Origin of the sequence: Klebsiella grimontii, assembly GCF_042137965.1 — a bacterium.
In the GTDB taxonomy this organism is placed as follows: domain Bacteria; phylum Pseudomonadota; class Gammaproteobacteria; order Enterobacterales; family Enterobacteriaceae; genus Klebsiella; species Klebsiella grimontii.
In genome coordinates this window covers 3,014,637-3,029,189 of sequence record NZ_CP169721.1, presented here as the reverse complement: position 1 = coordinate 3,029,189, position 14,553 = coordinate 3,014,637, and the positions used below count along the sequence as shown (strand labels likewise).

12 protein-coding genes are annotated in these 14,553 nt (G+C 61.1%); 8 read left to right on the top strand and 4 right to left on the bottom strand.

Annotation, left to right across the window (positions count from 1 at the left end):
- Nucleotides 1-2: 2 nt before the first annotated feature.
- From ACE3MN_RS14285 to ACE3MN_RS14255, 7 genes are all read left to right on the top strand, one after another.
- Nucleotides 3-1,424, top strand: a complete 1,422-nt coding sequence (locus ACE3MN_RS14285; protein WP_148855576.1) for a 3-hydroxyacyl-CoA dehydrogenase — start codon at nt 3-5, stop codon at nt 1,422-1,424.
- A complete protein-coding gene (gene paaI / locus ACE3MN_RS14280; protein WP_024358302.1) occupies nt 1,414-1,836 on the top strand; it encodes a hydroxyphenylacetyl-CoA thioesterase PaaI in 423 nt (140 codons plus the stop codon). The genes ACE3MN_RS14285 and paaI overlap by 11 nt, the downstream gene beginning before the upstream one ends.
- Entirely contained in the window at nt 1,836-3,041 is a 1,206-nt protein-coding gene (gene pcaF, locus ACE3MN_RS14275; RefSeq protein ID WP_024358301.1) for a 3-oxoadipyl-CoA thiolase, read from the top strand. Before paaI ends, pcaF begins: the two co-directional genes overlap by 1 nt.
- Before the next feature lie 28 nt (nt 3,042-3,069).
- Nucleotides 3,070-4,386, top strand: coding sequence for a phenylacetate--CoA ligase PaaK (paaK, locus tag ACE3MN_RS14270; RefSeq protein ID WP_024358300.1), 1,317 nt, complete (start codon nt 3,070-3,072; stop codon nt 4,384-4,386).
- A gap of 271 nt (nt 4,387-4,657) precedes the next feature.
- Nucleotides 4,658-5,584 carry a phenylacetic acid degradation operon negative regulatory protein PaaX gene (gene paaX, locus ACE3MN_RS14265; protein WP_024358299.1) on the top strand — a complete coding sequence of 309 codons (927 nt, stop codon included), beginning with the start codon at nt 4,658-4,660 and terminating at the stop codon, nt 5,582-5,584.
- A gap of 9 nt (nt 5,585-5,593) precedes the next feature.
- Nucleotides 5,594-6,190 (top strand): phenylacetic acid degradation protein PaaY, encoded by a 597-nt coding sequence (paaY, locus tag ACE3MN_RS14260; RefSeq protein WP_049131065.1) that lies wholly within the window; start codon nt 5,594-5,596, stop codon nt 6,188-6,190.
- An 8-nt stretch (nt 6,191-6,198) separates the two neighbouring features.
- A complete protein-coding gene (locus tag ACE3MN_RS14255; protein WP_029669679.1) occupies nt 6,199-6,609 on the top strand; it encodes a GFA family protein in 411 nt (136 codons plus the stop codon).
- 35 nt (nt 6,610-6,644) lie between these two features.
- On the opposite strand, the gene azoR is transcribed toward ACE3MN_RS14255, so the two are convergent.
- Nucleotides 6,645-7,250, bottom strand: a complete 606-nt coding sequence (gene azoR / locus ACE3MN_RS14250; protein WP_004120936.1) for an FMN-dependent NADH-azoreductase — start codon at nt 7,248-7,250, stop codon at nt 6,645-6,647.
- Nucleotides 7,251-7,511: 261 nt separating this feature from the next.
- Here azoR and hrpA point away from each other — a divergent pair, with 261 nt between their 5' ends.
- On the top strand, nt 7,512-11,357 hold the full coding sequence (hrpA, locus tag ACE3MN_RS14245) for an ATP-dependent RNA helicase HrpA (RefSeq protein ID WP_375364390.1): 3,846 nt from the start codon (nt 7,512-7,514) through the stop codon (nt 11,355-11,357).
- A 48-nt stretch (nt 11,358-11,405) separates the two neighbouring features.
- On the opposite strand, the gene ACE3MN_RS14240 is transcribed toward hrpA, so the two are convergent.
- The 3 genes from ACE3MN_RS14240 to ACE3MN_RS14230 are packed head-to-tail and all read right to left on the bottom strand — an operon-like array spanning nt 11,406 to nt 14,542.
- Nucleotides 11,406-12,065: an O-methyltransferase gene (locus ACE3MN_RS14240; RefSeq protein ID WP_024358296.1), complete on the bottom strand. Its 660-nt coding sequence runs from the start codon at nt 12,063-12,065 to the stop codon at nt 11,406-11,408.
- A gap of 15 nt (nt 12,066-12,080) precedes the next feature.
- On the bottom strand, nt 12,081-13,460 hold the full coding sequence (locus tag ACE3MN_RS14235; RefSeq protein ID WP_024358295.1) for an efflux transporter outer membrane subunit: 1,380 nt from the start codon (nt 13,458-13,460) through the stop codon (nt 12,081-12,083).
- The gene (locus ACE3MN_RS14230; protein ID WP_004138997.1) at nt 13,457-14,542 is read right to left on the bottom strand and encodes an HlyD family secretion protein; all 1,086 of its coding nucleotides are present in this window, start codon (nt 14,540-14,542) and stop codon (nt 13,457-13,459) included. The genes ACE3MN_RS14235 and ACE3MN_RS14230 overlap by 4 nt, the downstream gene beginning before the upstream one ends.
- Between the last annotated feature and the right edge of the window lie 11 nt (nt 14,543-14,553).

The window sequence follows — 14,553 nt, the reverse complement described above, 5'->3', positions numbered from 1 at the left end:
CGATGAGCAAAACGTTACCTACCGTTGCGGTGATAGGCAGCGGCACCATGGGCGCCGGGATTGCCGAAGTGGCCGCCGCCGCCGGGCATCCGGTACTGATTTTCGACATCGCCCCTGAGGCGGTGGTTCGCGCCATCGACGGGATTCGCCAGCGGCTGGCCTCCCGCGTCAGCCGCGGCAAGCTGGCGACGGAACAGGCCGATGCGCTGCTGGCGCGTCTGGTTCCCGCGGCGGAGTTGAGCAACCTGGCTGACGCGCAGCTGGTTATCGAAGCGGCCTCCGAACGTCTGGAGGTCAAAAAGGCGCTGTTCGAACAGCTGGCGGCGATCTGCTCCCCGTCGACGTTGCTGGTTAGCAACACCTCGTCGATATCGATCACCGCCATCGCCGCCGGGATAAAACACCCGGAGCGGGTCGCCGGGCTGCACTTCTTTAACCCGGCCCCGGTGATGAAGCTGGTGGAAGTGGTCAGCGGCCTGGCCACCTCGACGGAAGTCGTCGAACAGCTTTGTCAGTGGGTTAGCGACTGGGGAAAACAGCCGGTTCGCTGCCGCTCAACGCCCGGTTTTATCGTCAACCGCGTGGCGCGGCCTTTTTATGCCGAAGCGTGGCGAGCGCTGGAAGAGCAGGTTGCCGCGCCGGAGGTGATTGACGCCGCCCTGCGCGACGGCGGCGGTTTCCCCATGGGCCCGCTGGCGTTGACCGACCTGATAGGTCAGGACGTCAACTTTGCGGTGACCTGTTCGGTGTTTAACGCCTGCTGGCAGGACCGTCGCTATCAGCCGTCACTGCTGCAGCAGGAGCTGGCGCTGGCTGGGCGGTTGGGGAAAAAGAGCGGGCAGGGGGTCTACCGCTGGCCTGCTGAGGCCCAACCCGAGCGGGCGCTGGCCGCCGTATCAGCAGAACGCGCAGCAAAACGCATAAAACGTGACGTTGTCACTGAGTTGGACGAGATATTGCTGCTGGAAACGACCGGTGAAACCGCCCTGGCGTTAAGCCTTCAGCACGGCCGACCGGTAGTGGTCTACGACCACAGCGCGGGTGATACGGTGGTGCTGGCCAGCGCGGAAACCACCTCACAGGCGGCGACCGATAAAGCAACGTTCTATTTTCAACAGCAGGGCAAAAAAGTGCTGCAGATCGCTGACTATCCCGGCCTGCTGGTGTGGCGTACGGTGGCGATGCTGGTTAACGAAGCGCTGGACGCGCTGCAAAAAGGGGTCGCCAGCGCGGAGGATATCGATACCGCCATGCGCCTGGGCGTTAACTACCCGCGCGGCCCGCTGGCGTGGGGAGAGTCACTTGGCTGGGGCCGGGTGCTTCGGCTGCTGGAAAACCTGCAGCGGCACTATGGTGAAGAGCGCTATCGCCCCTGTTCCCTGCTGCGTCAGAAGGCGCTGATGGAGAAACATCATGAGCAATGAAGCCTGGCGCAACGCCCGCGCGATGTATGAGAACGATAACTGTGCGCAAGCGCTGGGGATCAAGATTATCGAGATGGATGACGGCTACGCGCAGATGACCATGGCGGTCACCCCGAACATGCTCAACGGCCACCACTCCTGCCACGGCGGACAGCTGTTTTCGCTCGCCGATACCGCCTTCGCTTACGCCTGCAACAGCCAGGGGCTGGCGGCGGTCGCCTCGGCGGCGAGCATCGATTTTCTCCGTCCGGCCTTTGTCGGCGAGCTGCTGACCGCCACGGCGAGGGTCAAGCAGCAGGGCAAACTGACCGGGGTCTATGACATTGAGATCGTTAACCAACAGCAAAAAGTGATCGCTCTGTTTCGCGGTAAATCGCACCGCATCGGCGGCACAATCACAGGAGAAGTCTGATGCGCGACGCCTTTATTTGTGACGGGATCCGCACGCCGATTGGCCGCTACGGCGGGGCGCTGGCCAGCATGCGCGCTGACGACCTGGCCGCTATCCCGTTGCGCGAGCTGCTGAGCCGTAACCCGAAGTTCGATCCGGCATCAATTGACGATGTAATTCTCGGCTGCGCCAACCAGGCCGGCGAAGACAACCGTAACGTGGCCCATATGGCGACGCTGCTGGCGGGCTATCCGCACACCGTACCCGGCACTACCGTTAACCGCCTGTGCGGCTCCGGTCTCGATGCTATCGGCTTCGCCGCCCGCGCCATCAAAGCCGGAGAGGCGGATCTGATGATTGCCGGCGGCGTCGAGTCGATGTCGCGCGCGCCGTTTGTGATGGGCAAAGCCAGCGCCGCGTATCAGCGCCAGGCCGAGCTGTTTGATACCACTATCGGCTGGCGTTTTGTGAACCCGCTCATGCAGCAGCGATTTGGCACTGACAGCATGCCGGAAACGGCGGAGAATGTAGCTGAATTGTTAAATATCAGCCGCGCCGATCAGGACGCTTTTGCGTACCGCAGCCAGCAGCGTACGGCCCGGGCCCAGCGCGACGGCATTCTGGCGCAGGAGATCGTGCCGGTACCGATTATCGGCGGCAAGGGGGCGGTGAGCACCGTGTATGAGGACGAGCATCCGCGGGCGGAGACCACCCTTGAACAGCTTTCGCGGCTGAAAACGCCGTTCCGCAAAGGGGGCGTGGTGACCGCGGGAAACGCCTCCGGCGTCAACGACGGCGCCGCGGCGCTGATTATCGCCAGCTCGCAGCAGGCCATCGCCCAGGGGCTAACGCCGCGGGCGCGTATTGTGGCCATGGCGACGGCGGGCGTCGAGCCGAAGCTGATGGGACTCGGGCCGGTGCCGGCGGTACGTAAAGTGCTGGAGCGCGCCGGACTGAGCATAAACGATATGGATCTGATTGAGCTGAATGAAGCCTTCGCCGCCCAGGCGCTGGGCGTGCTCAGACAGCTGGGGCTGGCGGATGACGCCCCGCATGTTAACCCCAACGGCGGCGCCATCGCCTTAGGCCATCCGTTGGGGATGAGCGGCGCCCGGCTGGCATTGAGCGCCAGCCTGGAGCTGCAGCGCCGCAGCGGGCGCTATGCGCTGTGTACGATGTGTATTGGCGTGGGTCAGGGCATTGCCATGATCCTTGAGCGAGTGTGAGCGAATCTACCTGCGAGTACCCTACAAAATGACAACGATAACGCAATTAGACCCGATTGAAAGCGCATCGCGCGACGAGCTGCAGGCCCTGCAAACCCAGCGTCTGAAGTGGACCCTGAAGCACGCCTACGACAATGTGCCGATGTATCGCCGTAAATTCGACGCGGCGGGCGTTCATCCTGACGATTTCCACGAACTGAGCGATCTGAGCAAGTTTCCCTGCACCACCAAGCAGGATCTGCGCGACAACTACCCCTTTGATACCTTTGCGGTGCCGATGGAGCAGGTGGTGCGCATCCACGCGTCCTCGGGGACTACCGGCAAGCCGACGGTGGTGGGCTATACGCAAAACGATATTGATAACTGGGCCAATATTGTCGCCCGCTCCCTGCGCGCGGCGGGCGGCACGGCGAAAGACAAAATCCATGTCGCCTACGGCTATGGCCTGTTTACCGGCGGACTGGGCGCCCACTACGGCGCGGAGCGTTTAGGCGCGACGGTGATACCAATGTCCGGCGGCCAGACCGAAAAGCAGGCCCAGCTGATCCGCGATTTTAAGCCGGATATGATTATGGTGACGCCGTCCTACTGCCTGAACCTGATTGAAGAGCTGGAGCGCCAGATGGGCGGCGACGCCAGCGGCTGCTCCCTGCGGGTGGGAGTGTTCGGCGCGGAGCCGTGGACCCGCGCGATGCGTACGGAAATCGAGCGTCGGCTGGGGATTTCGGCGCTGGATATCTACGGCCTGTCGGAGGTGATGGGGCCGGGGGTGGCGATGGAGTGCCTGGAAACCGCCGACGGTCCGACGATTTGGGAAGATCACTTCTACCCTGAAGTGGTGAATCCGGACAACGGCACGCCGCTGACGGACGGTGAACACGGCGAGCTGCTGTTCACCACCCTGACCAAAGAAGCGCTACCGGTGATCCGCTACCGCACCCGCGACCTGACCCGTCTGCTGCCGGGTACTGCCCGCACGATGCGCCGGATGGATCGCATCAGCGGGCGCAGCGACGATATGCTGATTATCCGCGGCGTGAACGTTTTCCCATCGCAGCTAGAGGAGGAGATCCTCAAGTTCGAACATCTGGCGCCGCACTATCAGCTGGAGGTTAACCGCCGGGGCCATCTTGATTCACTTTCGGTGCGCGTGGAGCTAAAAGAGAGCGGTCTGGCGCTGAACCACGAGCAGCGCTGTCAGATTTGTCATCAGTTGCGCCACCGGATCAAATCGATGGTGGGGATTTCGACCGATATCAGCATCGTCAACTGCGGCAGTATCCCGCGCTCCGAGGGCAAGGCCTGCCGCGTGTTCGACCTGCGCAAGGCTGCCGCTAACGGATAACGTGTTCTCCCGGAGGCGGCGCATTGCGCCTGTCCGGGCTACCCGACGACACAACTCCCGCAGCCCGGGTAAGGCGTTTACGCCGCGACCCGGGGAGTGTGCGGGGGGTGATGTACCAGCTCGGCCTCTTCCCGGCTCGCGCTGCGCTTAGCCGGGCTACGTGTTCATCGCCGTCTGCGGGCCGGTAGCCCGGACAGGTGCGCTAGCACCGCCTCCGGGATTTCCTGTGCTATGATTCAAAAAGGATAAAAATCACAACAGAATGAATCAGATGAGTAAACTCGACACCTTTATTCAGCAGGCCGTCACCGCGATGCCCATCAGCGGGACCTCGCTTATTGCTTCTTTATACGGCGACGCCTTGCTCCAGCGCGGCGGAGAGGTCTGGCTTGGCAGCGTGGCGGCGCTGCTGGAAGGGCTTGGATTCGGCGAACGATTCGTGCGTACCGCGCTGTTCCGCCTGAATAAAGAAGAGTGGCTCGATGTGGTGCGCATTGGTCGCCGCAGCTTCTACCGCCTCAGCGACAAAGGCCTGCGGCTGACCCGCCGGGCGGAGCATAAAATCTATCGCGCCAGCGCGCCGGAGTGGGATGGCACCTGGCTGCTGCTGCTGTCGGAAGGGCTGGAAAAAAGCACCCTGGCGGAAGTCAAAAAACAGCTGCTGTGGCAGGGATTTGGCGCGCTGGCGCCGAGCCTGCTGGCTTCGCCGTCGCAAAAGCTGGCGGACGTACAGTCTCTGCTGCACGAAGCGGGCGTGGCGGAAAACGTTATCTGTTTCGAAGCGCATTCCCCGCTGGCGCTCTCCCGGGCGGCGCTGCGCGCTCGCGTTGAAGAGTGCTGGCATCTTACCGATCAGAACGCGATGTATGAAACATTTATCACCCTGTTTCGACCGCTGCTGCCGCTGCTTCGCGACTGCGAGCCCGCGGAGCTGACGCCCGAACGCAGTTTCCAGATTCAACTCCTACTGATTCACTTCTATCGCCGGGTAGTGCTGAAAGACCCGCTGCTGCCCGAAGAGCTGCTCCCCGCGCACTGGGCCGGGCAAACCGCGCGCCAGCTGTGCATCAATATTTATCAACGCGTTGCCCCCGGCGCGCTGGCGTTTGTCGGCGAGAAGGGCGAAAGCTCGGTGGGGGAACTTCCCGCGCCGGGACCGCTCTATTTCCAGCGCTTTGGCGGACTCGCAGGCGTATAAGGAGAGGCTATGCCCATTTATCAAATTGACGGTATGACGCCGGTGGTACCGGATGAGAGCTACGTTCATCCCACCGCGGTGCTGATTGGCGACGTGATCCTCGGCAAAGGGGTCTACGTTGGCCCTAACGCCAGCCTGCGCGGCGATTTTGGCCGCATCGTGGTGAAAGATGGCGCCAACATCCAGGATAACTGCGTGATGCACGGCTTTCCCGGCCAGGATACGGTCGTGGAAGAAGAGGGGCATATCGGCCACGGCGCGATTCTGCACGGCTGCACCATCGGGCGCAACGCGCTGGTAGGCATGAGCGCGGTGATCATCGACGGGGCCAGCATTGGTGAAAACAGCATCGTCGGCGCTTCGGCCTTTGTCAAAGCCAACGCCGAAATGCCCGCCAACCATCTGATTGTCGGCAGTCCGGCGAAAGCCATTCGTACATTAAGCGAACAGGAGCTGGCCTGGAAGAAGCAGGGGACGCGGGAGTATCAGATGCTGGTGGAGCGCTGCAAACAGACGCTGCATCAGGTGGAACCGCTCAAAGAGGCAGAGCCGGACAGAAAGCGGCTGGCGTTTGATGAGAATTTACGGCCGAAATCTTCATCCTGAGGGGGAAAATCATGGCAGAGAAATTATCCGCTCAGTGCCACTGCGGCGCGGTGGCGTTTACCGTTGAGCTTAGCGATGGCTTCAACACCGTTCGCCGCTGTAACTGTTCATATTGCCGGATGCGTGGGGCGGTCGCGGTCTCCGCGCCGCTTTCAGGAATCGATGTTATCCGCGGACGGGATAAGCTCACGGAGTATCGTTTTAATACCGGTCAAGCCGTGCACTTTTTCTGCTCAGTGTGTGGGATCTATACTTTTCATCAACGGCGTTCAAACCCGCAGCAGTATGGCGTGAATGTGGCCTGCATTGACGGCGTGTCGCCTTTTGACTTTCCCTGCGTGGAGGTCAACGACGGCGTGAATCATCCAAAAGACGGCGGCGGTGGCGTGGTGGGGTATTTGCGCTACGAGAAAAAGTGAAACACTCCTCCCGCCGGGGCGGGAGGAGGCAAATCTTATGCGGCAACAACGCTGTCGATAGCGGCTTTCGCATCGGTCTGCGCTTTCGCTGCAACTTCCGGGCCGTAGGCGATGCCTTCAGCGAACACGAAGTTCACGTCGGTGATGCCGATAAAGCCAAGGAAAGTAGACAGGTACGGCGTTACCAGGTCAGTCGGGGTATCTTTATGGATACCGCCGCGGCTGGTGACGACGACCGCGCGTTTACCTTTCACCAGACCTTCCGGCCCTTTCTCGGTGTAGCGGAAGGTCACGCCAGCGCGCGCCACCAGGTCGAAGTAGTTTTTCAGCTGGGTCGGGATGTTGAAGTTGTACATCGGCGCCGCGATAACAATCACATCGTTCGCCTGCAGTTCAGCGATCAGTTCGTCGGAAAGCGCCAGCGCTTCCTGCTGACGCGGCGTCAGCGGCGCATCGCTCGGACGCAGAGCGCCAACCAGTTCCCCGTCCAGTACCGGGATTGGGTTTGCAGCCAGGTCGCGCACGGTGATAACGTCTTGCGCGTGCTTTTCACGCCATTGTTCAACAAAATAGTCGGACAGCTGACCAGATTGCGAGTACCCTGCCAGAATACTGGATTTCAGAACTAATACTTTGCTCATGGGTGTTTCCTTTTTTAATGTGATTGACGGGCCGTTGCCCTGGTGCTTGTTGACACTCTATTCACAATCATGCCGCAGAGAAAGCGCAATAAATCGAACTCTGTATTCAGTTTTTTTGAACAAGGCACGAATTGCGCGGATGTGGTACTCTAACGCAATACATCAAAAGAGATTTTTCCCGGCAGTGCGCTGCCCGATAACGCTATGACAGAACAACAAAAAATAACCTTCTCTCAGCTCGTTACACGGCTTGATGGCCTGATGCTGCGCGATAAGTCGCGCTTCGCCCGTCGCCTGCACGGCGTGAAGAAGGTTAAAAATCCTGATGCCCAGCAGGCCATCCTTCAGGAGATGGCGCAAGAAATTGAACAGGCGGCAGGGAGAGTCCTGCTGCGCGAAGCCGCTCGACCGGCGATAACCTACCCGGAAAACCTGCCGGTCAGCCAGAAAAAGCAGGAGATCCTCGACGCCGTGCGCGACCACCAGGTGGTGATTGTGGCGGGGGAGACCGGCTCGGGCAAAACCACCCAACTGCCGAAAATCTGTATGGAGCTGGGACGCGGCGTTAAAGGGTTAATCGGCCATACGCAGCCGCGCCGTCTGGCCGCGCGTACCGTCGCCAACCGTATTGCCGAAGAGCTACAAACGGAACCGGGCGGCTGCATCGGCTATAAAGTCCGCTTTAGCGATCACGTCAGCGATAACACCATGGTTAAGCTGATGACCGACGGTATTCTGCTGGCGGAAATCCAGCAGGATCGGCTGCTGATGCAGTACGACACCATTATTATCGATGAAGCGCACGAACGCAGCCTCAACATCGACTTCCTGCTTGGCTATTTGCGGGAACTGCTGCCCCGTCGCCCGGATCTGAAAATTATTATCACCTCGGCGACCATCGACCCGGAACGCTTCTCGCGCCACTTTAACAACGCGCCGATTATCGAAGTGTCCGGGCGCACCTACCCGGTAGAAGTGCGCTATCGACCCATCGTTGAAGACGCCGACGACACCGAGCGCGATCAGCTGCAGGCGATATTTGACGCCGTTGATGAGCTCGGGCGCGAAAGCCCCGGCGATATCCTTATTTTTATGAGCGGCGAGCGCGAAATCCGCGATACCGCCGATGCGCTCAATAAGCTGAATCTGCGCCATACCGAAGTGCTGCCGCTGTACGCGCGGTTGTCCAACAGTGAGCAGAACCGCGTGTTCCAGGCCCACAGCGGGCGGCGGATCGTGCTGGCCACCAACGTCGCGGAAACCTCGCTGACCGTGCCGGGCATCAAGTACGTTATCGATCCCGGTACCGCGCGTATCAGCCGCTATAGCTTCCGGACTAAAGTACAGCGCCTGCCTATTGAGCCGGTTTCCCAGGCGTCGGCTAACCAGCGTAAGGGCCGCTGCGGCCGCGTTTCCGAAGGGATCTGTATTCGTCTCTATTCGGAAGACGACTTCCTGTCGCGCCCGGCGTTTACCGACCCGGAAATTCTGCGCACCAACCTGGCGTCGGTTATTCTGCAAATGACCGCGCTGGGCCTGGGCGATATCGCCGCGTTCCCGTTCGTTGAAGCGCCGGATAAGCGCAATATTCAGGACGGCGTACGCCTGCTGGAGGAACTGGGGGCGATTACCACCGACGAACAGCAGACCGCCTATAAGCTGACGCCGATGGGCCGCCAGCTCAGCCAGCTGCCGGTTGACCCGCGTCTGGCGCGGATGGTACTGGAGGCGCAAAAACACGGCTGCGTGCGCGAGGCGATGATCATCACCTCGGCGCTCTCGATTCAGGATCCGCGCGAGCGGCCGATGGACAAGCAGCAGGCCTCTGACGAGAAGCATCGTCGTTTCCACGATAAAGAGTCCGACTTCCTCGCCTTTGTGAATTTGTGGAACTACCTTGGCGAGCAGCAAAAAGCGCTCTCCTCGAACCAGTTCCGCCGCCAGTGCCGGGTCGATTTTCTCAACTACCTGCGCGTGCGCGAGTGGCAGGATATCTACACTCAGCTGCGTCAGGTGGTCAAAGAGCTCGGCCTGCCGGTGAACAGCGAGCCGGCGGAGTATCGCGAAATTCACACCGCGCTGCTGACCGGCCTGCTGTCGCACATCGGTATGAAAGACGCCGACAAGCAGGAGTTTACCGGCGCGCGTAACGCTCGCTTCTCCATCTTCCCCGGCTCCGGGTTGTTCAAAAAGCCGCCGAAATGGACGATGGTCGCCGAACTGGTGGAAACCAGCCGCCTGTGGGGGCGCATCGCCGCGCGCATTGAGCCGGAGTGGGTCGAGCCGGTGGCGCAGCATCTGATCAAACGCTCGTACAGCGAACCCCACTGGGAGCGCGGGCAGGGGGCGGTGATGGCGACGGAGAAGGTGACCGTTTACGGCCTGCCGATTGTCGCGGCCCGCAAGGTCAACTACAGCCAGATTGACCCGGCGCTGTGCCGCGAACTGTTTATCCGCCACGCGCTGGTGGAGGGCGACTGGCAGACTCGCCACGCCTTCTTCCGCGAAAACCTCAAGCTGCGCAACGAAATCGAAGAGCTGGAGCATAAATCGCGCCGCCGCGACATTCTCGTCGATGACGAAACGCTGTTTGAGTTCTACGACCAGCGCATCAGCCATGACGTCATCTCCGCGCGCCACTTCGATAAATGGTGGAAGCAGGCCAGCCGCGAGACGCCGGATCTGCTCAACTTTGAAAAGAGCATGCTGATTAAGGAAGGCGCGGAGCAGGTCAGCAAGCTCGACTATCCGAACTTCTGGCACCAGGGCAACCTGAAGCTGCGTCTCACCTATCAGTTTGAACCGGGCGCCGACGCCGACGGCGTAACGGTGCATATTCCGCTGCCGCTGCTCAACCAGGTGGAAGAAGCCGGATTTGAGTGGCAGATCCCGGGGCTGCGCCGTGAGCTGATTATCGCCCTGATTAAATCGCTGCCGAAGCCGGTACGGCGTAACTTCGTTCCTGCGCCGAACTACGCGGAGGCGTTTTTAGGCCGCGCGACGCCGCTGGAACTGCCGCTGCTGGATTCTCTGGAGCGCGAACTGCGGCGGATGACCGGCGTGACTATCGACCGCGAGGCCTGGCAGTGGGAGCAGGTGCCCGATCACCTGAAAATCACTTTCCGGGTGGTGGACGACAAAAACAAGAAGCTACATGAAGGGCGCTCGCTGCAGGATCTGAAAGATGCCCTGAAAGGCAAGGTACAGGAGACGCTGTCCGCGGTCGCCGATGACGGTATCGAGCAGAGCGGGCTGCATATCTGGAGCTTTGGCCGGCTACCGGAGAGCTACGAGCAGAAGCGCGGCAACTATAAAGTTAAGGCCTGGCCGGCGCTGGTGGACGAACGCGACAGCGTGGCGATCAAGCTGTTTGATAATCCGCTCGAGCAGCAGCAGGAGATGTGGCGCGGCCTGCGCCGCCTGCTGCTGCTGAATATCCCGTCGCCGATTAAATACCTGCACGAGAAGCTGCCGAATAAAGCCAAGCTGGGGCTCTATTTCAACCCCTACGGCAAAGTGCTGGATCTGATCGATGACTGTATCTCCTGCGGCGTGGATAAGCTGATTGACGAAGCGGGCGGGCCGGTATGGAGCGAAGAGGGCTTTGCCGCGCTGCATGAAAAGGTGCGCGCTGAACTCAACGAGACGGTGGTGGAAATCGCCAAACAGGTTGAGCAGATCCTGACCGCGGTGTTTAACATCAATAAACGCCTGAAAGGCCGCGTGGATATGACCATGGCGCTGGGGCTGTCGGATATCAAATCGCAGATGAGCGGTCTGGTGTATCGCGGCTTCGTCACCGGCAACGGCTTCCGCCGCCTGGGTGATACGCTGCGCTATCTGCAGGCGATTGAAAAGCGGCTGGAGAAAATGGCGATCGATCCGCACCGCGATCGCGCGCAGATGCTCAAAGTGGAGAGCCTCCAGCAGAGGTGGCAGCAGTGGTTGAATAAGCTACCGCCTCAGCGCCGTCAGGATGACGATGTGCAGGAGATCCGCTGGATGATTGAAGAGCTGCGCGTCAGCCTGTTCGCCCAGCAGCTCGGCACGCCGTATCCGATTTCCGACAAGCGGGTGCTGCAGGCGATGGAGCAGATCGCGGCCTAAGCCGTCACTGACCCCGGTGGCGCGGGCTGCCGGGGTCAGCGAGTCACGTCAGGCGTTCACCCACGCGAGGGTGAACCCGTCCCAGCCTTTGCTGCCCACCGTTTGCAGGGCCGTGACCGTCAGCCGTGGGTCGCTGCCCATCATGTCGATAAACGCTCTGACCCCCTGCACCCGGTCGTCCGCGCTATCCGGGTTCGTCACTTCGCCGTCGCGCACTACGTTATCGCCCACAATCACTGTCCCCGGGCGGGAATAGCGCAACGCCCAGCGCAGATAGTTGGGGTTATTCGGCTTATCCGCGTCGATAAAAATGAGATCGAACGGCGGGCGATCGCCCAGTTTTTCGAGGCTGGTCAGCGCCGGGCCTTCCAGCACCGCAACGCGATCGTCCACGCCCGCCAGACGGAGGTTCTCGCGCGCGACGGCGGCATGATGCGCGTCGGCCTCCAGGGTGAGCAATTCACCATCGGCGGGCAACTCCCGGGCCATCCAGATAGTGCTGTAGCCGCCGAGCGTGCCGATCTCCAGGATGCGTTTGGCGCCCGTCATGCGCACCAGCAGGGCCAGGAACTGCCCCTGATTGGCGGCGACGTCGATCGCCGGAAGACCGGCGCGCTGGTTATTCTCCAGGACCTGGCTGAGGAGCGGATCGTTGGGAATTAACGCTTCCACGAGATAATTATCTACTGCCGACCACTGTTGTTGCATGTCAGATTTCCCGTCTTACGTCCCTGATGAATCAGACCAGCCGCCTCCCAGCGACCGGTACAAATCGACTTGCGCCAGCAGCAGGTTGTTTTTCACCTGTACCACGCTGAGCTGGGTGGAAAACAGCGTACGCTGGGCGTCGAGTACGTCCAGATAGGATGAATAACCGTTGCGATAGCGGTTTTGCGCGATGCGCAGCGTCTCCTGGGCCACCTTCTCCTGCGCCTGTAGCTCCGAGAGCTGCTCGCCGTAGCGGCCAATCGCATCGAGACTGTCATTGACCTCTTTAAACGCGCCGCGCACCGTTTTTTCATAGCTATACAGCGCCTGATTGCGCTGGGCCATCGATACGTCGACCTGGGCATTCAGCGCCTGGCGGTTAAGCAGCGGCGCCAGAATGCTGCCGCCGAGGCTCCATAAGCGTAGCGGATTATCCAGTAGGTCCGGCAGGGTGCGATCCTGCAGGCTGCCGGTGGCGGTAAGGTTGATGGACGGCAGCAGCTGCGCCTGCGATGACGCCAGGGTGGCGTCGGCGGCCACCAGCTGACGCTGGGCCTGAACGATATCCGGTCGGCGGTTGAGCAGGGTTGACGGCAGTTGGGACGGTAGCGATAGCGGCGAAAGCTGCGCGAACGCGTTGCGCTTAACGGCGCCAGGATTGGCGCCGAGCAAAAGGCTGAGCGCATTTTCCTGCTGGGCGATTTGATGGCGCAACGGCGGGATTTGCGCGCGCGTGGAGCGCAGTTCGGAGTCCGCCTGCATCAGCTCCAGGCGTGAGGTATAGCCCGTCTCAAACTGGCGCTTCGCCAGATTGAATGCATCTTCGCGCGATTTTAGCGTTTGCTGCGTCACCCGCAGCTGTTCATCCAGCGACAGCAGGGTGATGTAGCCGACCGCCACCGAAGAGGCGACGGTCAGGTTCGCCGCGGCGGCCGCGGCTTTTTGCGCTTCCAGGCTGGCCTGCGCCGCGCTGGCGGCGCTGCGGTTGGCGCCCCAGATATCGACATCGTAGCTGGCGGTCAGCGCGCCTTTATACACCGTACTGTGAACGGGCAGGCCGGTAGCGGCCGACTGAGACCGCGCGCGGGTGCCGGTCAGTCCGGCGTCAAGCGAGGGAAACAGGCTGCTATCGGCGGCGTAGGCCCGGGCCTGGTACTCATTGACTCGTTCGCGAGCCATCAGCACGTCGCTGTTGTAGCGCAGCGCCTGGTCAACGTAGAGATTGAGCGTACTGTCGTGGAAGTTGCGCCACCACACGCCCTCAACGGGGCTGGAGGGTCCGACATCCGCCCGCCAGGCGGCGGGGATCTGTAGACCGGGCGCGGCCTGCTGAACGTCGGCGGACTGGCAGCCGGCCAGCGCAAGGATAACGGCGAGAGCGAGGGGGCGGATCATTGCTGTTTCTCCGCGCGGGTATCGATGGTGACCTGCACCGACATCCCCGGCCGCAGACGCTGGCCGTTCTTCTGCCCCTCATCAACGGCGATGCGTACCGGAATGCGCTGGGCGATTTTGACAAAGTTACCGGTGGCGTTATCCGGGGAAATGGCGCTGAACTCGACGCCGGTCGCCGGCGAGATGCTCTGCACCGTGCCGGTGAATTTCTCGCTGTTCAGCGCATCAACGGTAAAAGTTACCCGCTGTCCGACGCGCACCTGCGCCAGCTGGGTCTCTTTCAGATTCGCGATCAGCCAGTGCTGCGGCGGCACCAGCGAGGTGAGATGCGTCCCGGCGGTGACGTAAGCGCCAAGGCGGACGGAGATTTGCCCGAGCTGTCCATCCGTCGGCGCGATAATCCGGGTGTTTTGCAGGTCGATCTGCGCCAGCTCCAGCGCCGCTTTTGCGCTGGCGACGTCGGCGAGCAGCGAATCGCGGTTAACGATGGTGGATTGCAGATCCTGGCGCGACATTTCCAGCGTCGCTTTGGCCTGCTCGATATCCGCAGTGCCCTGCGCCGCGCTGGCGCGGGCGGAATCGCGTTCGCGAATCGATAGCGAGCCGTCGGCGGTCAGCTCCTGAACGCGTTTTAAATCGGCCTGGGTTTTCAGATTTTGCGCGCGGGCGTTCTGCAGCGCCGCTTCGTTACGTGCGATAACCGCCTCGGCGCTTCTGCGCTGCTGCTGATTGTTCTTCAGCGCCGCCTCTTTCATCGCCAGCGTTGCTTGTGCCTGATGGACGCGCTGCTTATAGATGCGCTCGTCAATCTGGAACAGCACGTCGCCGGCTTTAACCTGATTAAAATCCTGAACCTTCACCTCGGTGATATAACCGTTGACCTGCGGGCTGATAAACGTGGTTTGCCCGCGAACGTAGGCGTTATCGGTAAACTGGCTTTCACGGGTAAACGGCGGCAGCTGCCAGGCGTAGAGAATAACCAGTACCCCAACGATGCCAATGGCGGCGGCGGTGAAAATCGAGACGATGCGAATATTATTTCGGGTGTTGGCCTGCTGTTTGGCCGCATCCTGCTGACTCATAATGACTCCAG